Origin of the sequence: Pseudoalteromonas sp. T1lg22 (genome assembly GCF_002964645.1) — a bacterium.
GTDB lineage: Bacteria > Pseudomonadota > Gammaproteobacteria > Enterobacterales > Alteromonadaceae > Pseudoalteromonas.
On sequence record NZ_PQBY01000002.1, the window covers coordinates 271,579 to 290,752 of the forward strand.

A 19,174-nucleotide genomic window follows, 5' to 3' on the forward strand; every position below is an offset into this window, starting at 1 on the left:
CAATATCTGCAATACAATAATGCAAATATATCATTTTACGCAATACACTATTTTGCCTACATTCAATAGCAGACCTATTTGCAGCACTTCTATTTTAAGGACCGACAATGGCAAATTACTTTAACTCTCTACCGCTGCGTGAGCAGTTGGCACAATTAGGGCAATGTGAATTTATGGACCGTAGCGAGTTTAGCGACGGCGTCCAAGTACTACTTGGCAAAAAACTGGTCATTGTCGGCTGTGGTGCTCAGGGCCTCAACCAGGGTTTAAATCTGCGTGATTCGGGCCTAAACGTTAGTTATGCGCTGCGTGAGTCGGCCATTAGCGAGCAGCGCCAATCATTTCTTAATGCCAGCGAAAATGGCTTTGTAGTCGGCACCTATGAAGAGCTTATCCCAGATGCGGATCTGGTATTAAACCTGACTCCGGACAAGCAGCATAGCGCCGTAGTTGATGCGGTAATGCCACTGATGAAGCAAGGCGCCACCCTGGCTTACTCTCATGGCTTTAACATAGTTGAAGAAGGCAAGCAGATCCGTGATGACATCACTGTGATCATGGTGGCTCCTAAATGTCCGGGGTCGGAAGTACGTGAAGAATACAAGCGCGGCTTTGGTGTGCCTACGCTTATCGCCGTTCACCCGGAAAACGATCCACAAGGAAAGGGCCTGGCTCAGGCTAAAGCCTATGCCGCGGGCACAGGTGGCGATCGCGCCGGCGTTTTGCTGTCATCCTTTGTGGCCGAGGTAAAATCGGACCTTATGGGTGAGCAAACCATTTTATGTGGCATGCTACAAACCGGCTCACTGCTGTGTTTCGATAAAATGGTGGAAAAAGGCATAGACGCCGGATACGCCGCCAAGCTAATTCAATACGGCTGGGAAGTGATCACCGAAGCACTTAAACACGGCGGCGTGACCAATATGCTTGACCGCTTGAGCAACCCGGCAAAATTAAAGGCCTTTGCCCTAAGCGAAGAGCTGAAAACCATTATGCGCCCGCTTTATAACAAGCATATGGATGACATCATCAGCGGCGAATTTTCCAAAGGCATGATGGCGGATTGGGCCGAAAACGATGTTAAATTACTGAGCTGGCGTGCGGCAACGGCAGAAACTGCCTTTGAACAGCAAGAAAATAGCGATGTACAAATCAGCGAGCAGGAGTTTTTCGACAACGGTATCTTAATGATAGCCATGGTTAAAGCCGGTGTTGAATTGGCCTATGAAACCATGACGGCAGCAGGCATTAAAGACGAGTCGGCCTATTATGAATCGCTCCATGAAACGCCGCTTATCGCCAATACCATAGCCCGTAAAAAGCTTTATGAGATGAATCGCACCATCTCTGACACCGCGGAATATGGCTGCTACTTGTATAACCATGCCTGTTTACCCCTGCTACAAGACTTTATGCACGATATCGACACGGATGTGATCGGCCGCGGTCTGGAGCAAACGGACAATGGCGTTGATAACCAAGCCTTGATCCAGGTGAACGCGGCGCTGCGTAACCACCCGGTGGAAATCGTCGGCACTAAGCTGCGCAGCTATATGTCGGCAATGAAAAAAATTGTTTAAACAGCGCCTTTAAACGCTGTGACTCCCTTCAGCCCTGCCTCTATGCGCAGGGCTTTTTTTTCTTTGTGAATCAAACACCCATTCATGCTTTGTAACAATTCACCTGCCGGTGAAGCATCAGCCTCCACTATACTTAAGCGAGTATTCTTCCAAGGATTGGGGTCTAAGTTTTAGATACGCCTGAGCCGTGGAGGTTAGTATGCGCGCCTTAATTACCCTGGTTATCCCACTTTTGCTGTTATGGGGCTGCAATAGCACACAAGTCACAGAGCTTCCTCCACCACCGATTAATTTAGCTCAACACCCGCAGCTTCAGGCCCAACCGGTGGAAAGTTTGGAGGAAATATTTGCACTAACCAGTACCATGAAAGCCCAGTTAAATAACGTCTTTGCCACCCGTTCTGGTAATCTCAGCGCCACCAAGCGCTTAATGATGCTCATTTTGGAAAACGGCGACAAAAGCGTGCGCTATCAATCCGGTGCTACCCTGACCGCAGCGCAAACCTATAAACAACTCAATGCCAACTGTTTGTCGCTGTCCATTTTGGCCTTTAGCATGGCCGAACACCTGGGTCTTCAGGGGCAATTCCAGCGCGTACATATTCCCGAGTACTGGGCCCTTAATCGCGGCTATAACCTGCTCACCGGCCATATTAACCTGCGCTTATATACGCCGCGTCGCCGTAATGACGTTTATGAACTTTACAACGCCGAACGTGAGGTAACCGTGGACTTTGCCCCGGATTTATCCGGCAGCCAGTTTAAAATCACAGACATCACCAAAGAGCGCGTCGCCGCCATGTTTTATAACAACAAGGGCGCCACCGCCTTGGTAGATCAAGACTATGAGCGCGCCTACAGTTACTTCTATGCGGCCACACAAATGGATCCCTATTACTCCGGCGGCTGGGGTAATTTAGGCATCCTCTATCGTTTAATCGATGACTATGAGCGCGCCGAGCGCATCTATCAATACGCCATCAATATCGACAAGGATAACAACACGGCGCTCGGAAATCTGGCGATTCTGTATCGTCATACCGGGCGCGAACAACAAGCCGAGGAGATAGAGCATAAGCTGGTGCAAATGCGCAAAAACAACCCCTACTATCATATAGCCCTGGGTAACGACAGCCTGGTACAAAAACAGTACGCTAAGGCACTTACTCACTTTCGTAAGGCGCGCGAACTGGACGAGCGCATTCACGAAAGCTACTTCGGCATGGCTCACACCTATTACCTGATGGGCGATATTAAGGCCACACGCCGCTACTTGCTGATGGCGCAAAAGCGGGCGCAATTTGACTATGATAAATTGCGTTACCGCGGCAAACTGGCAAGCTTGGAGCTAGTAGCTAACAATCGATGAAGACACTCATATTTTTAGCCACGGCGCTTATTTGGCTGGCGGCAAACCCGGCCATGGCAACAAGTTCACCCCAATGGCACAGAGATTTAACCTACCTGAGCAGCGAAGCTCTGGGCGGGCGCAAGGCGGGCAGCAATAGCGGTGCCCAAGCCGGTGATTATGTGCAAAGGCGGCTACAACAATTGGGATATCAAACTCAGGTGCAGCCCTTTGCCTTTAAGCAAGGCTTTTTTCAACAGGGTCAAGGGCGTAATATTATCAGCAATGATTGCCTGCAAAATTGTGTGGTGATCAGCGCTCATTACGATCATTTGGGAAACTCAGGACATAATTATTACCCCGGAGCCAATGACAACGCCTCTGGCGTCGCCGCTATATTGTATCTCGCCGAGCAGCTGCATCCGCTGCGTAAGCACATCACCTTTGCCGCCTTCGATGCCGAAGAAAATGGCCTGTATGGCGCCAAACACTTTGTCGAAAACAAAGACCATGATGCGGTGCGCCTTAATATTAATCTCGATATGCTTAATTTACCGCGCGCCAACAGTCGGCTTTTTTTCTATACCCGAGAGTCATTATGCCCGATAGCGAAAAAGCATTTAGATAACAGTCCAATAAGAACCCAATTGGCCAGAAGCAACCGCAGTATTAATCGCCGTCTTGATGGCGAGCGTATCGACTGGCTAAGGGCCAGCGATCATTGGGCTTTTGCTCGGCAAAAATTGCCCTTTATCTTTGTCACCGCCGCAGATGACCCCCATTATCATCAAACAAGCGACACGATAGCGCAGATCCACGACGAGCGTTATGCGCAAACGCTGCAATTATTAACCCAGTTTATTGGGGAGTTGCTAGGATCTCGGTGCGATGATTTTCATGTTCGTGAATAAACTTTTCTTTGCCGGCACGACTACGCTTTTTAACCTCGTTCTCTAGTTTACAGGCAGCGCTGCGCGTGCCCACAGGCATAGTGAAAACCAAGGTGAGCGGACCCTTGCCCTTGAGGTTTTTCGCCCCCTTACCCTGCTCATGGGCCTGCAGGCGTTTAACGACATTATTACTGACTCCGGTATACCAATGACCGTATTTTGTTTGCACAATATACAGCCACCACAACTCGGATTTATCTAAACTCATTAAACTAATTACCTCGGTTAGGGTCTTATACCAATTCACTTAAATAGCTAATCACTCTAGCGGGCTAAATATCGTGCTAACTGTGTTGAAATTTTTCGATGTAGAATAACATAAGAAAAATTCTGCCTTGTTATCACAACATTTATCCAGCGCTATATCTGATCACATACTTAACAGAATTGGTATGATTTATGATTTCGCGCTTTACCTTCGGTGTCGAATGGGTATCATGCTAACAACAATAAATAAGGACTGATAATCGAACATGCAGTGGTTTAAACAGTTTTCGCTGGTAGCAGCCATCGTTATTGTATGCAGTAGTTTAAGTGCATGCTCTAGTTGGGTCTACCGCATCAATATTCCCCAGGGAAACTTTCTAGAACAATCCGACGTTGATAAATTACGTGTTGATATGACCCGCGAGCAAGTACTTTACGTGCTTGGTAAGCCTGTTGCACAGGATGCTTTCGACAAGGATACCTGGTATTACCTTTATGTTTTCAACCTTGACCGCCAGTCCGAACAACGCAAACAGCTGAAGCTGCAATTTGCCAACGAGCGCCTGGTGAGCATCAGCTCGGAAGATTACGAGCAACCAGAAGACTTTAATACTCCGCTAGAACAATAGCGAACTGATGTAAAAAACGCAGCCCAGGCTGCGTTTTTTTTATACTCAAGCTATTATTTTAACCCTTTAACCTTGGTCATCGCTTTTCACCTTGGCGCCAGTGATTTTATTGGCTCGTCCTTCTTCTTTAGCTTTTTCCGCGCGTTTACGGCGCGCTTCTTTAGGATCGGCAATAAGCGGACGGTAAATCTCTACCCTGTCACCGGCTTTAAGCTCGGTATCCAGCTTGCAGGTGCGGTTCCAAATACCCAGGGTCAGGTTTTTCATATCAATTTCCGGGCACTTTTCCACTATTCCCGATTTCAATACCGCTTCTTCGGCTGTGCTGCCCTTGGGCACTTCAACACTGAGCACGGTTGCTTTATCGGGCAAGGCAAAGACCACTTCAACTTCTATCATTAACGCTCTCCGTACACCACTTTGGCGCGCTGGGTAAAAGCCTGCACCATGTTTTTCGCGACCTCATTAAAGACGCGACCAAAGGCCATTTCCACCAACTTGCTGGCAAACTCGAATTCCAATTTAAGGCTCACCTTGCAGGCATGCTCATCCAGGGGCATAAACTGCCAATGACCATGCAAATGCTTAAAGGGGCCATCCACCAAAGCCAGGGCTATGGTGTGCTGCTCGGCATCAAGCGTGTTTTCGGTGGTAAACCACTTTTTTAGTCCGGCCTTGGATATTTCCAATCCGGCGCGCATATGATTTTGCTGCTGTGCAAACACCTTGGCGTCACTGCAATGGGGTAAAAACTCCGGGTATGCATCGACATCATTGACCAGGTCGAACATTTCCTTGCTGCTATACATCACCAGCGCTGATTTTTCTATTTGTGGCATAACCTCTCCTCACAACAGCGCAATTCTAGCAAGCTTTAGGGCCAGCCCCAAGGGGCATTCGCAAGGCACCTGCATAGGGTTAATATCAGACCCCGCATCAAGCTCCAAGCAGGTAATAAAAAACTGGTGTAAATACACATACAATCAGTATAATGGCGCCACTATGGCAAAGAAAAAAACAGCAAAATCGACCTCAAATACCATCGCGCTTAACAAAAAAGCGCGTCATGAGTATTTTTTACACGATAAATTCGAGGCCGGCCTTGAGCTTCAAGGCTGGGAAGTGAAAAGTATTCGCGCCGGTAAGGTAAATATCTCCGAAACCTATATTCATATAAAGAACGGGGAAGCCTACCTATTGGGGAGCCAAATCCAACCCCTGAACAGCGCCTCAACCCATACCATTTGCGATCCCATGCGCTATCGCAAGTTGCTTTTAAATAAGCGTGAAATTGACCGGCTGATCGGCGCCACCGAGCGCGAAGGTTACTCTTTAATTGCCACCGCCATGTATTGGAAAAAATGCTGGGTGAAATTGGAGTTTTACCTCGCCAAGGGTAAAAAGATGCACGATAAGCGTGCCGATACCAAAGAAAAGGACTGGGCCCGCGAAAAAGAGCGAACCCTAAAGCACAAGGCAAAATAAAGCGAACCCAGGTTCGCTTTTTTTATGCCCTTTACCTGCCAACCTGATCTAGAGCCATTGCCTAGAGCCACAACCTAGTAACAAAATATTGCATTCCCCTCGCCTGTAGCGCCCACAAGCGCCGCCCTTTCTGCCTTTCCCCCGTAATCGTAAAATAATCTACACGCTTTTTTACAGATTCAACCAAAAGGTGCATTGCTTTATCCTTGTTAACAATGTTAATTCTATGTTTCTACTAAATTTCTACTACACTTCTACGTGGATATTTAGCAGTAGATAATTATGACAATGAAAAATCCCCACAGGGATAATAATAAGGATTTCAGGATGAGAAAGTTCACACCCAGTGCTCTTGGCACGGCACTCACCTTGGCTTTAGGCACCGGCGCGCTATCCGTGTCTATTCAGGCCCAAGCCGAAGAGGCAACCACAGAAAAAGTCGAACGCATCGAAGTTACCGGCTCACGTATTAAACGTACCGATATGGAAGGCCCTTCACCGGTACAAAGTATCGGCAAAGAAGACATTGCCAATATGGGTTACGACAACCTGCAACAGCTGCTAGAGCGTATGCCAGTTGCCGGTAATGGTACCTTCTCGACTCGCGGCAATAACCAGGATTCAACCGCCAATGGTGGTGCCGCGGTGAGCTTACGTGGTCTAGGCCCAGATGCGACCTTGGTGCTGATCAATGGTCGCCGCGTTGCTATCAGTGCCTTCGCCGAGAGCATTACCAACTCTTTCGTTGATATCAACTCGATCCCGGTATCGGCCATCGAGCGCATCGATATCTTAAAAGACGGCGCCTCGGCCATTTATGGTTCCGATGCGGTGGCCGGCGTAGTCAACGTGGTCCTGAAAAAGGACATCGAAGGCATAGAGGTCAACCTCGGCTATGGTGGAACCACGGGACCAAACCATGAAGAAACCACCGCCAGTGTGGTCTGGGGTACCACCAGCGCCAAAGGCAGCGCCTCGGTTATTCTCGATTACTTTAAAAACACCGGCCTTGAATCCGATGAAATGGGCTCCTTAGGCACGGCCAACCAATCACCTTACGGTGGTATGGATTTTCGCTCATCACGCGGTTTTCCGGGTTACTTCTACGTCGATGGCGTGAAAACCATTGACCCAGATTGCCCAGCCGACAGCGCTACCTCCAGCGGTAGCTGTTTATTCGATTACGGTCCTTATGGCTTTATTACCCCGCCTGCCGAGCGAGTGGGTGCCATCGCCCAATTCGATTATAAATTCGATAACGATATCACCGCCTTTATGGAAATCGCCGCCCAGCACAACTCCTCTAAAGCCGCTGGTGCACCCACGCCATTAGATGAAGATGCGGGCCTAACCGTTCCAGGTAGCCACCCAAATAACCCATTTGGTCAAGACATTGAGATCGGTCGTTACCGTACCGTAGATGCAGGACCGCGCCGCTGGGATATAGAATCAGACACCCTGCGCCTAGTTGCAGGTCTGCGCGGTGAAATCAACGACTGGGGCTGGGAAGTAGCAGCACAAAAAGGTCGTAGTAAGTCCGAGCAAAGCGGTGATCGCTCTATGGGTTGGGTGCGTGTTGACTTCCTACAGCAGGAAATCGATGCCGGTAACTATAACCCCTTCGGCGGCGTGCAGAACTCAGCTGAAGTTATCGACCGTATCACCACCAGCCTGGTACGTCGCGGTGAGTCGCATATGACTTCATTCGATGCCAGCATCAGCGGTGAAGCCTTTGAGTTTAACGAGCAGATGGTAATGATGGCGGCAGGCCTTGAGTACCGTGAAGAAGACGTCAGCGACGTACCGGATGATCAATTCCAGCGCGGCTTGATCTTCGGCACCGAGTCGGTATCAGCAGCAGCGAAACGCGACCAGTGGGCAGCCTATGTGGAATTCTCAATTCCGCTAAGCGACGAGCTTGAGCTACAACTTGCTGGTCGTCACGATGACTACAGCGACTTTGGTTCAACAACTAACCCGAAAGTCGCCTTTAAATGGGCACCAAACGGCGAGTTCTCTTTACGTGGCTCATGGGCTCAGGGTTTCCGAGCGCCATCATTGGCACAAATTGGCTTAGGTCCATCGGAAGAGAGCCAATTCTTCGTTGATACCTATCGTTGTCAGGCCACGGGCCAAGACTGTGACTTACTTGACTACAACATCGAGTTTGCCGGTAACCCGGATCTGGAAGCGGAAGAGTCGGAATCTTGGAACCTAGGTGCTATTTGGGCGCCTGTTAACGAGTTCGGACTTTCAGTAGATATCTGGAGCATAGAGCAAGACAATAAGATTGACGAGCAAGACTTCGGTAGTGTTTACAACACTCACTGTAACGACCAAAACAGCACTGTGTGTGTTCGCCTTCCTCCTGCTGCAGGCCAAAGCCTGGGCGTGATCCAACAGGTGCATAGCACGTTTGAAAACGTCTCCTCGCAAGAAGCCTCGGGTATCGATATATCCACCAACTATAAGATGGATATGGACGACATGGGTCTGCTCAAGTTCAACCTTGAGTGGTCATATATGCACGAGTTCAACAAAGATGGCCGTGAATATATTGGCGAGTACGAGTACCCGCGTCACCGTGGTTTATTCGCCACCAACTGGGAGTTCCAGGACTTCAATGTCAACATGAACATCAGTTACGTCGGCTCGTTTGAAGATACTCCTGATATCGATTTCGACGGTGCCCTTGATTTTGACACCCAGAAATCACGTGATGTTGACTCGCACACCCTGGTAGATATTCAAGGTGCGTATAACTTCAATGACGATATTCGTATCTCTGTGGGCATGAACAACGTCTTCGACGAAGAGCCACCGTTCGCTATTGGTGATGGCGATTCCGACCTTTACGGTTATGTATCCTCGGTACACAACCCCCGTGGTCGTTATATCTACACCAACCTGACATGGCGCTTTAACTAATACGCCAAATACGACAAAGGCCGCTAAATAGCGGCCTTTTTATTTGCGTTGTGATACCTGAGCTGGTTAGCCGTAGGTATATGAAGCTTGAATACCCAGCGGAATACCCAGACCCCAATAAGCCAGTAAGAACAGGCTCCAGCCCACGAGGAAAGCGATGGAGTACGGCAGCATCATGGCAATCAGGGTACCTATACCTGTGTTCTTAACATACTTCTGACAGTAGACCACTACCAGCGGGAAGTAAGGCATCAGCGGAGTAATGATGTTAGAGCTGGAATCCCCGACGCGATACGCGGCCTGAGTTAAGTCCGGAGAAATATTCAGCTGCATCAGCATAGGCACAAAAATAGGTCCTAGCAGTGCCCATTTCGCCGAGCTTGAGCCTACAAACAGGTTTACAAAGGCGGTTAAGAAGATGATACCAACTATGGTCACCCCACTTGGCAGCGACATGGCCTTAAGTACCGCAGCCCCTTCAATGGCTAACAAGGCACCGAGATTCGACTGCGCAAAGGCGGCAATAAACAAGGCACAGAAAAACGCCATAACTATATAGTAGGCCATGCCTTCCATGGACTTGGTCATAGCCATGATCATGTCTTTGGAGCTCTTAAAGGTACCGGCAACAAAGCCGTAGACCGCACCTGGGATCCAGAACAGCAAGAAAATCAGCGGCACTATGGATTGCATAATCGGCGCACTAAAGTCCGCCAGATTGCCATTTTTGGCACGCAGCGGTGACGTCTCTAAGCTCGCTACATAGGCTAACAAGGCCAAGCCGGCCAGCATAACGCCGGTGGCGATTAAAAAGGCTTTCTTTTCTTTACCCGTGGCCTGATCAAAGGCGGGCAGTTCATCGGTATTACCGTCCACTTCTGAGCTTTTCAGACGCGGCTCAATAATTTTGTCGGTGATATACCAGCCCACCAGCACGATAAAGATGCTCGACAGTGAGGTGAAGTAATAATTGTTAAGCGGGTTTACTTCCATGCTCGGGTCGATGATCTGCGCCGCACTTTGGGTAAAGCTTTGCAGTAAGGGATCTATGCCCGATGGAATAAAGTTGGCGCTAAAGCCGCCACTTACCCCGGCGAAAGCTGCGGCAATACCCGCCAAGGGATGACGCCCCATGGCATAGAAGATCACCCCGGCAAGCGGTATTACCAGCACATACCCGGCATCTGTGGCTGTGTGCGAAACAATACCCACCAAGATCACCATGGGCGTCAGCAGCGCCTTAGGTGTGCGTTTAAGCATCAACTTAATGCCGGTATTGATATAACCGGAATGCTCGGCCACACCCACACCCAGCATGGCCACCAGTACCACGCCTAAGGGTGCAAAACTGGTAAAGGTTGTAACCATGGAAGCCAAAAAGCCCGCCAAGGCCTGGCCAGTAAGCAGATTATTCACCACTATGGGGGCTTTAGTGCGTGGGTCGATAACATCAAAGGTCACGCCCGAGAAGGCCCAGGATAAAACCCAGATAAGTAACATAGCAAAGAGGAAGATCATCGCCGGATCCGGCAGTTTATTCCCCACTCGCTCTATGGTGTTAAGGAAGCGCGCGATTGCGCCGCCTGGTGCAGCTCCTTGCTGGTCACCGTTATTATTATTCATATTGTGACTCCTAATACCAATTCACTTAACAGAATTGGTATAACCTAAAAACAGTCACTCGGGCACTGGGCCCGAGTGAATAACAACAAGCAGCCTACTTGAAAATTAACATAAAGGCTACATGCTAAAGCATTAGAACGAACTAATGCCTGTAAACTAGAAATCCTTGGCTCTTAGCTGGCCAGGGCTTTCACCTGCTCCCAGATCACCACTACATGGTCGCGATCTGTGTCGGTTAATTCGCCATTATGATAGGCCTTAACCAGGCTCTGCTCGATTTGCTCGTTTAGCTCCTGTGGGCTTAGAGCCAGGTTTTCTACTTGGGCATAGCCCACGGCCAAATCAAAGTGACCGCGCAAATAGCCGCCGGCAAAAAGCTGGTCGTCATCGGCATGCTCAACCAGGTCGTCAAAAAAACGCTGTGCCGCGTCTACATAGTTTGAATAAGGCATTACTGCTCCTCATTGTGGCCCACGGCATAGAGCACGTGGTCATTAAAACCTGTGGTTACTTGGATATAACCGGATAATTCGTCGTCCAGGGCACTGTCGCCGGTATCACAAATCAGTGGTCGCCCTTCAAGGGCCTGTAGCTTGCTCTTGGTTGCCACCACGATAATATTCTCTTTGCCTATGGTGCGAATAAGCGCCGGGCTCAATTGCTGGTTACCGCGACCAAATAGGTGGCCCTGACCACCTATCAGGGTGATCACCAGCTTAGTCGGCTGGTCTTTACAGGCCTCGAGCAACTGCTGCGCCGTCATATCCCGGCCAATTAATTCCTGGTCTTTTACCAGGTCAACGCCAAGCAGGGTGTTGTCCAGGCCCATCTCTTCCATTACCGCGGCCACGGTTGAGCCTGAGCCAATAATATATTGCCAGTCTTCGTCCATTTCGCTGACCACATAGGCGGCGATATCGGCAAGCACCAGCTCGTCTACTTCTTTACCGGCGCCATTTTTCACCGCCTGCACATAACGTAACTCGCTTGGCACCCGCAGTTCACCATAGCGCTTGGCGCGTACCGCTCCGGCCCTAAAAGCGTCTTCGTCTATATCCATCACATCGCTTTCACTAAGGGTGACCAGTTCGCCCTTGACCAGCATTTCCACCACACGGCCTGCCGCTTTGGGGGTGATGGCATAGACACCGGAGTGAATTTTACAACCGGCGGGAATGCCCAAGGCAGGTACTCGCTCGCCAATAGCATGACAAAGATTGCGCGCGGTGCCATCACCGCCGGCAAACAAAATAAGGTCAACGCCCTGCTCACAAAGCAACTGCGCCGCATGCTCGGTGTCCTGTGCAGTAGTTGGGATGGCACTGTGATACACCACCTCAACATTAAAGCCAAGATCGCGGGCCACCTGCTCACCCATGCCGCCATTGACGGTATAGATGGTTAAATTCTCTTGATAAGGCACCAGTTGCTCAAGCGCCGCGCGAGCACGCAGATGCGCTTTGGGCTCGGCGCCAAGGGCCATGGCTTTGGCCGCGGTATCGGCGCCATCACTGCCCTTTAGAGCCACCGAACCGCCTAGGCCGGCTACAGGATTGATAATAAAACCCAGCTTAAACTGCATAATCTAGTTCCTTTGGAGGTTGCCATTGTAGCTGCTCTCGGCGCAGCGGATAAGCTTGGCCATAATGCTGTGCCAGCGCCTTAAGCAATTGCTCGGTGCGGCCGTTAAAGCCCTGCTCTATCAGGGTCTGGAGTTTATCATAGACCCGCTTTTGAAAGGAGAAGCGACAGGTCTGCTCACCGCCAAGATTATCGGCGGAGACGTTAAAGGTAAAACCGGCGGCCAAACACAGCGCCCATTCAATGGCCTGTGGGTGCACTTCGACACTTTCAAACTCATGTTGCTGCGCCTTATCCCGGCCGTCGGGGCAATACCAGTAGCCATAATCTTCCAATTGACGGCGGCGCTCTCCGGCCACCAGCCAATGGGCTATTTCATGCAGGGCACTGGCATAGAAACCGTGGGCGAAAACGATGCGATGAAAGTCGCACTCGTCATCGGCGGGCAGATAAATAGGCTCAATATCGCCTCGTACCAAACGGGTGTTATGGCTCGCAAAAAATGTGCGCTCAAAGAGCGTGATGAGTTCGTCAACCTGATGCATAACTAAGGGGAAATCTAAAACACAGCGCGATTGTACGGGCTTTGGTCGCTAAAGTAAAAACGCAGCCTAGGGGCTGCGCTTTTTGTTAGGCTCTTTGCCCCGGGATGGGCCCATGCTCAAGTTGCACATCAGGGTTTTGCCCCCGTTGACGCAATAAGTGATCCATCAGGGTGATGGCCATCATGGCTTCGGCGATAGGAATGGCACGAATGCCGACACAGGGGTCGTGGCGACCCTTGGTGATCATCTCCACCGCTTCATTGCTGGTGTTGATACTCTGCCCCACCACGGTAATGCTGGAGGTTGGCTTAAGGGCAATACTGGCAACAATATCCTGACCGGTAGAAATGCCCGCGAGCACGCCGCCGGCATGGTTAGAGGTAAAACCTTCGGGAGTCAGCTCATCGCGATGCTCCGAGCCCTTTTGTTCGACTACCGCAAAGCCGTCGCCGATTTCCACGCCTTTAACTGCATTGATGCTCATCAGCGAATGAGCCAGCTCCGCATCGAGGCGGTCAAACACAGGCTCACCCAAACCAACGGGAACGCCACTGGCAACCACCTTGACCTTGGCGCCGATAGAGTCGCCTTGTTTTTTCAAATCGCGCATATATTCGTCCAGAGCATCAAGCTTGCTGCTATCTGGGAAGAAAAACGCATTTTGCTCGACCTGTGCCCAGTCATACTGCTCGGCCTTAATGGGGCCAAGCTGTGACAAACAGGCTTTGACTTCTATGCCATGGAATTGCTTAAGGTATTTTTTGGCAATAGCACCGGCGGCCACACGAATCGCGGTTTCCCGTGCCGATGAGCGGCCACCACCACGATAGTCACGAATACCGTATTTGTGCCAATAGGTGTAATCACCATGACCAGGACGAAACACGTCTTTGATCTTGCTGTAGTCTTTGGAGCGCTGATCTGTGTTTTCAATCAACAAACCTATGCTGGTACCCGTGGTTTGTCCTTCAAACACGCCGGAGAGGATCTTCACTTTATCCTCTTCACGACGCGCCGTGGTGTAGCGACTTTGTCCCGGTTTACGGCGGTCTAAATCGCCCTGTAAATCCGCTTCATCAAGCTCTAAACCGGCGGGACAACCATCGACCACCCCACCCAAGGCGGGGCCGTGGCTCTCACCAAATGTGGACACCCGAAACAGCTGCCCGATACTATTACCTGCCATATTTCATCCTCATTCCAAATGGCGCGAAAAGTCAGCGAGTCTTATTGCCCAAAGTAGGCGTCAAGATCCGCTTTCGAAATCATAAATACCCCAAGGCCACCGTGTTCAAATTCTAACCAGGTAAAGGGCGCGTCGGGGTAAAGCATATCCATATGTACCATAGAGTTGCCTACTTCAACAAATAACAAGCCCTGCTCGGTCAAATGGGCAGAAGCCTTGGCCAGTAACTCACGGGTTACATCCAAGCCGTCTTCACCAGAGGCCAGACCCAGCTCGGGCTCGTGATGAAATTCTTCTGGCAAGTCAGCCATGTCTTCGGCGTCCACATAAGGCGGGTTAGCAACGATAAGATCGTATTTTTCATCGCCGACGCCACTAAAGACATCGGACAGAATCGGCATGACTCTATCCTCTAACTGGTAATCCTGAATATTGATATCGGCCACAGCCAGGGCATCCGGGGAGATATCCACCGCATCCACCAAGGCGTTGTCAAAGGCCTGCGCAAGGGCAATGGCGATACAACCTGAGCCGGTACACATATCCAGTACGCGGGTGATCTGCTCTGGGTGTTGAATCCAAGGAGAGAATTGCTCACTGATCAGCTCGGCAAAAGGCGAACGCGGTACCAACACTCGCTCGTCGACATAAAACGGCATGCCAGCGAAATAGCCTTGATTAGTCAAATAGGCCACAGGCGTACGCTCATTAATGCGTCTGGCGATAAGCGCACTCAAATGTGCTTTTTCGCTGCTGGTCAGGCGACTGCCAAGCAGGTTTTGCGGCGCATCCATAGGCAAGTGCAGTGAAGGTAAAATAAGTGCCACCGCTTCATCCCAGGCATTGTCTGTACCATGGCCAAAGTAAATACCATGGGCGCTAAATTGACTGGTGGTCCAGCGTAGCCAATCACTAATGCTATGCAATTCCTGCTGAGCTTCTTGCAGTTCAGCGTCGCTAATAAGGTTTTCGTTCATATTCTGTTGCTAGTTCAGCTAATAATGTCGCCATTGTAGCGTGTTTAGCGCTAGGTTTTTACGCTTTTTTTGGCTAAAATCTCGGCCATGAAAAAACACCAATCTCCGAGTTCGGACAACGCCGAACTATCACAAGACGACATCGATTTATTTCGCCAAAGCATAGGCACGACCAAGCGGGTGAAAAACGACACAGTGCGTCTGACAAGCGGGCAAAAAAAGCACATAGGCGAGCGCCAACAGGTGCAGCGCCAAAGCAAAACCGAATTCTACTTTTCCGATGAGTACATACCCGATATAGATACCCAGGGTACGGTCAGTTATGTCAAAGAAGGTGAAGACAGGTATCTGGCTAAACAGTTACGCCGCGGGGATTATGCACCTGAGCTTATCCTGGATTGCCACGGCATGAGCAAGGAAACGGTGAAGCTGGAACTGGCGGCGCTGATCAGTGCCTGCAAAAAGCAGCATGTGTCCTGCGCCTGTGTGGTACATGGCATTGGCGAGCGCATTTTAAAGCACAAGGTACCTCAATATCTTGTGCAGCATCCGGATATTATTGCCATGCACCAGGCGCCGCTGGAATACGGTGGCAAGGGTGCCTTATTAATTTTGATTGACCTACCCGTGGATATCAGTGCACTGCTGTAGTGCCCTGCCAATAGCGAAGGGCTCGTAAGGGCCCCTTGAACGCCCTTATTCGGTCGTCGCCTCGCAGCCGGAAATAACTTCTGGCAACTCGGCCACCGCCTGTTCCGACAGCGGCGGGCTAAAGTAATAACCCTGCAACACAAAGCAGTTATTGGCTTTTAAGAACTCCATCTGCTCCTTGGTTTCCACGCCTTCGGCCACCACATTGAGATTCAGCTTTTGCGCCATGGCGATAATCGCCGCGGTGATCGCCATATCATTCGGATCATCCGGAATATCCTGGACAAAGGAGCGGTCAATCTTAAGCACATCAACAGGGAAGCGTTTCAAGTAGTTAAGCGATGAATAGCCAGTGCCAAAATCATCAATGGAAATCGACACGCCCAGGCGTTTAATATCATGCAATTGAGAAATGGCGGTACCCACATCCCCCATCAGCATACTTTCTGTGAGCTCCAAATGCAGATTCTTGGGAGCCACCTTGGTCTGCTCAAGAATATTGGCAAGACTAGGGATCAAATTGGCATCCTGGAACTGGCGCACCGATAAGTTCACCGAAACATTTGCTTCAAGCCCAGCTTGGGCACGGCGTGCGGAGAACCTGCAGGCTTCATAGAGCACCCATTCGCCAAGCTCAACAATCAAGCCCGTGGCCTCGGCGATAGGGATAAACTTCACCGGCGAAATGGCGCCCTGTGTCGGGTGCGTCCAACGGATCAAGGCTTCAAAACCCAACACCTTGCCGGTGCGACTATCAACCTGAGGCTGATAATTCAGATGGAATTGGCTGTCACGAATACCTTGGCGTAGCTCGTTTTCAATATACAGGCGTTCGTTGGCGGCGGCGTTAAGCTCACTGGAATAGAAGTGATAGGTGTTTTTGCCCTTGGCCTTGGCCTCATACATGGCCAGGTCCGCATGTTTAAGGAGTTGGTCTTCCTCACTGCTGTCATCCGGCGCCATGGTAATGCCGATACTGGCACTGACGATCACCTCGTTATTGCCCAGGGTAATGGGCTGATTCAAGGTGTGCTGTATGGTGTGGGCTACGTTTCTAGCGCGCTCGTGACTTTCAATACCACTGAGCAGCACGGCGAATTCATCGCCACCAAGACGGGCTATGGTGTCTTCGGTACGCAAACGATTTTTCAAACGATTGGCCACCTCGACCAAAAGTTGATCACCGCTGTCATGACCCAGGGTATCGTTAATGCGCTTAAACTCATCAAGGTCGAAATAAAACAATGCAAAGGCGTAGTGACCTCGCTCGGCCAGGGCCATGGACTTGCGCAGCTGCATGCGGAAGAAAGTGCGGTTAGCCAGACCGGTCAGGGTATCAAAATAGGCCAGTTGTTCCATTTTACGCTGGCTTTCTTTCACAAAGGAGATATCCTGCGCCGAAACCACATAGCTGCTTACGCCCCCTTCCTCATCGCGGATAGGTGACACGCTTAGAGACACCCACAGCGCCTTGCCGTCTATTTGCTCCAACATGGTATCGCCACGCCAATAATTGCGGGTGCGCAAATCGTATTCGATATCGTCGTTAAAGATTGCCATTTCCTTGGCTATCACGTTCAGTAATTTGCCATTGGTAAAATGCTCTTCATTAAAGCCGGTCATTTCCAGCATTTTCGGGTTTACATATTCGATTTGCAGCTGATAGTTGGTGATCAATACCCCGGTGCCAGAATGCGCCACCGCCTTGGACAAACGATTGGCGGCCCGCTCGGCAATGTCTTTTTCTTTAATACGCTGATTAAGGCCGGTGATGGTGTTGGCCAGCTCCACGCTCATATCTTTAACCGAGCCGTTGAGTACGCCTATTTCGTCCTTGCCCTCGGGAGGAAATTCAGTGTCCATCTTGCCTTTAGCAAAACTGGAGACCGCATCTACAAGCAGATGAATACGGCGCAGCACCAGTTGATATAGAGCCTGATGTAACAACAAGGCGACCAAAATCGGGTAGAGAATAAAAAGTGCTAAGAATTTAATCTGTAACGCCTCAAGTGCTTCCAATGCACTCGATTGCTTACGATACATGCCCACATACCAGTTGAGACCCTCAAGCTTACTCATGGTGCCCAGGTACTGATCCCCTTCATATTCAAACTGCTCGTTCATGGTCGACTGCTCTGAATTCAAGGCCTTGCCGACTAACTCCGCCAGTTGGGGGGTAATAAAGTCGGACAGGCGCAGCACCCGCCCCTCACGGCCGTAACGCTGATATGTTGCCTCATCCAGGCTCGAATGGGCCAACAACTGGCCTTGGCCATCAACCACGAACACTTGCTGTTGCTTATCGTCCATGGGCAAGAAACGCAGCAAACTGCTAAGTTCGATATCGGCGCCGGTTAGGGCTAGATGTTCATTGTTCTGATAAATGGGCGTCACTATGCTGACCACCCATTTGCGACTCACAGTGTCGTAATACACAGGTGTCCATAGCGTAAGCCTATTGGGGTTTGGTTCTGGGCCAACACGATTGAAATTAATCGCATCATGGGTGCGATAATTATCCGGCCTCTCCATAGCCCAGGTTGAAGGGGCTATACGAATAAAACCATCGGCGGTTAACAAGTAAAAACTGGCAAACTCTTGCAGCAAAGTTGGCGAAATAACCCGCCAAAGTTGCTCGGAATGGGTAAATAATTGTTGATAATAAGGAGAGTAATTGGCTTTTGGCATTACCGCAGCGCTCACGCCATCACGGGTACTGCTGCGCAGGAGAGGCTCATCGCTGCTAATAAAATGCGGCGTCGATGCACTGCGCTCAAGCTCGCCAGAAAACAACTCCCTGGCCACCACCGCATTAGCTTGTTCGGCAATATTGATTTTACTATCAATTAATTGCCCAAATTGACCACTAAATCGGTCATTTGTATTGGGTCAGTTGCTCATTTTCTTGGAGCATCAATTGTTTTTGCTCGGATTTGAGCATAAACACGGCAGCAAAAATACCGGCGATCAAGCATATAGCTGAGATCAATACCGATAGCTTTATGCTTAGCGAGTGTATGCCAAATCGCGATGGCGGACGCCTATAGACCACAGCCGATCCTTTTTTAAGTATCTGGTTTTTATTATTTTAGCTGGCTAGCAAATATAACAGTCACAGCGTTTATGTATAGCTCTTTTGGCGTTAATTATCAGCCAACCTTGTAACAACTAAGATAAAAGAATTAACAACAAGAATAATATAGTCTTTTGCGGAATAAACACCCAAATAAATTAATGCCTTAGTCTGCATTCTATAAGGTTTACTAGGCGAAAATGACTAGGAGAGATGAACCTGCAAATAATTACCAAATAACCACCATAGGCCTATTGACTTTTAACCGCCCAAGCCAGTAGATTGAAGTCATGAACATTATCTCTTTCGTATTTTTTCGCTTCTTTATCTACCACCCTTGTTAGGGAGGCGCGAGCGAGTACGTGAGATTCACACACATGCTAAGGCCTCCCAAACGGGAGGCCTTTTTCG

At 49.8% G+C, this 19,174-nt stretch carries 16 protein-coding genes and 1 pseudogene; 7 read left to right on the top strand and 10 right to left on the bottom strand.

Annotated elements, in window-relative coordinates; genetic code table 11:
* The first annotated feature begins 107 nt into the window (after positions 1-107).
* From ilvC to C2M24_RS01235, 3 genes are all read left to right on the top strand, one after another.
* Positions 108-1,580 carry a ketol-acid reductoisomerase gene (ilvC, locus tag C2M24_RS01225; RefSeq protein WP_105213026.1) on the top strand — a complete coding sequence of 491 codons (1,473 nt, stop codon included), beginning with the start codon at positions 108-110 and terminating at the stop codon, positions 1,578-1,580.
* Between the two features lie 199 nt (positions 1,581-1,779).
* A complete protein-coding gene (locus C2M24_RS01230) occupies positions 1,780-2,949 on the top strand; it encodes a tetratricopeptide repeat protein (protein ID WP_105213027.1) in 1,170 nt (389 codons plus the stop codon).
* Positions 2,946-3,839 (top strand): M20/M25/M40 family metallo-hydrolase, encoded by an 894-nt coding sequence (locus C2M24_RS01235; RefSeq protein ID WP_105213028.1) that lies wholly within the window; start codon positions 2,946-2,948, stop codon positions 3,837-3,839. The genes C2M24_RS01230 and C2M24_RS01235 overlap by 4 nt, the downstream gene beginning before the upstream one ends.
* Here the strand turns inward: C2M24_RS01235 and C2M24_RS01240 are convergent.
* Complete coding sequence (locus C2M24_RS01240; protein WP_105201028.1) at positions 3,787-4,086, bottom strand: GIY-YIG nuclease family protein; 300 nt, start codon at positions 4,084-4,086, stop codon at positions 3,787-3,789. The two genes, C2M24_RS01235 and C2M24_RS01240, sit on opposite strands and share 53 nt — an antisense overlap.
* A gap of 265 nt (positions 4,087-4,351) precedes the next feature.
* Here C2M24_RS01240 and C2M24_RS01245 point away from each other — a divergent pair, with 265 nt between their 5' ends.
* Complete coding sequence (locus C2M24_RS01245) at positions 4,352-4,714, top strand: outer membrane protein assembly factor BamE (RefSeq protein ID WP_105201027.1); 363 nt, start codon at positions 4,352-4,354, stop codon at positions 4,712-4,714.
* Between the two features lie 66 nt (positions 4,715-4,780).
* Here the strand turns inward: C2M24_RS01245 and C2M24_RS01250 are convergent, their stop codons facing one another.
* Both C2M24_RS01250 and C2M24_RS01255 read right to left on the bottom strand, forming a co-directional pair.
* Positions 4,781-5,113 carry an RnfH family protein gene (locus tag C2M24_RS01250; RefSeq protein ID WP_105213029.1) on the bottom strand — a complete coding sequence of 111 codons (333 nt, stop codon included), beginning with the start codon at positions 5,111-5,113 and terminating at the stop codon, positions 4,781-4,783.
* Positions 5,113-5,553 carry a type II toxin-antitoxin system RatA family toxin gene (locus tag C2M24_RS01255; RefSeq protein WP_105201025.1) on the bottom strand — a complete coding sequence of 147 codons (441 nt, stop codon included), beginning with the start codon at positions 5,551-5,553 and terminating at the stop codon, positions 5,113-5,115. The genes C2M24_RS01250 and C2M24_RS01255 overlap by 1 nt, the downstream gene beginning before the upstream one ends.
* Positions 5,554-5,716: 163 nt before the next feature.
* On the opposite strand from C2M24_RS01255, the gene smpB reads away from it, so the two are divergent.
* Positions 5,717-6,199 (top strand): SsrA-binding protein SmpB, encoded by a 483-nt coding sequence (gene smpB, locus C2M24_RS01260; protein ID WP_105201024.1) that lies wholly within the window; start codon positions 5,717-5,719, stop codon positions 6,197-6,199.
* A 327-nt stretch (positions 6,200-6,526) separates the two neighbouring features.
* Positions 6,527-9,127: a TonB-dependent receptor plug domain-containing protein gene (locus C2M24_RS01265; RefSeq protein ID WP_105213030.1), complete on the top strand. Its 2,601-nt coding sequence runs from the start codon at positions 6,527-6,529 to the stop codon at positions 9,125-9,127.
* 66 nt (positions 9,128-9,193) lie between these two features.
* Here the strand turns inward: C2M24_RS01265 and C2M24_RS01270 are convergent, their stop codons facing one another.
* From C2M24_RS01270 to prmB, 6 genes are all read right to left on the bottom strand, one after another.
* Entirely contained in the window at positions 9,194-10,750 is a 1,557-nt protein-coding gene (locus C2M24_RS01270) for an AbgT family transporter (RefSeq protein ID WP_105213031.1), read from the bottom strand.
* 173 nt (positions 10,751-10,923) lie between these two features.
* The gene (locus C2M24_RS01275; RefSeq protein WP_105201021.1) at positions 10,924-11,202 is read right to left on the bottom strand and encodes a YfcL family protein; all 279 of its coding nucleotides are present in this window, start codon (positions 11,200-11,202) and stop codon (positions 10,924-10,926) included.
* Complete coding sequence (locus C2M24_RS01280) at positions 11,202-12,332, bottom strand: ATP-NAD kinase family protein (protein WP_105213032.1); 1,131 nt, start codon at positions 12,330-12,332, stop codon at positions 11,202-11,204. Before C2M24_RS01280 ends, C2M24_RS01275 begins: the two co-directional genes overlap by 1 nt.
* Positions 12,322-12,876 carry an elongation factor P hydroxylase gene (locus C2M24_RS01285; protein ID WP_105201019.1) on the bottom strand — a complete coding sequence of 185 codons (555 nt, stop codon included), beginning with the start codon at positions 12,874-12,876 and terminating at the stop codon, positions 12,322-12,324. Before C2M24_RS01285 ends, C2M24_RS01280 begins: the two co-directional genes overlap by 11 nt.
* An 85-nt stretch (positions 12,877-12,961) precedes the next feature.
* Positions 12,962-14,062, bottom strand: a complete 1,101-nt coding sequence (gene aroC / locus C2M24_RS01290) for a chorismate synthase (RefSeq protein ID WP_105201018.1) — start codon at positions 14,060-14,062, stop codon at positions 12,962-12,964.
* 41 nt (positions 14,063-14,103) lie between these two features.
* Positions 14,104-15,039 (bottom strand): 50S ribosomal protein L3 N(5)-glutamine methyltransferase, encoded by a 936-nt coding sequence (prmB, locus tag C2M24_RS01295; protein WP_105213033.1) that lies wholly within the window; start codon positions 15,037-15,039, stop codon positions 14,104-14,106.
* Between the two features lie 87 nt (positions 15,040-15,126).
* Here prmB and smrB point away from each other — a divergent pair, with 87 nt between their 5' ends.
* Positions 15,127-15,690: an endonuclease SmrB gene (smrB, locus tag C2M24_RS01300; RefSeq protein WP_105213034.1), complete on the top strand. Its 564-nt coding sequence runs from the start codon at positions 15,127-15,129 to the stop codon at positions 15,688-15,690.
* Positions 15,691-15,735: 45 nt separating this feature from the next.
* Here the strand turns inward: smrB and C2M24_RS01305 are convergent.
* Positions 15,736-18,742: pseudogene (locus C2M24_RS01305) on the bottom strand (bifunctional diguanylate cyclase/phosphodiesterase).
* Between the last annotated feature and the right edge of the window lie 432 nt (positions 18,743-19,174).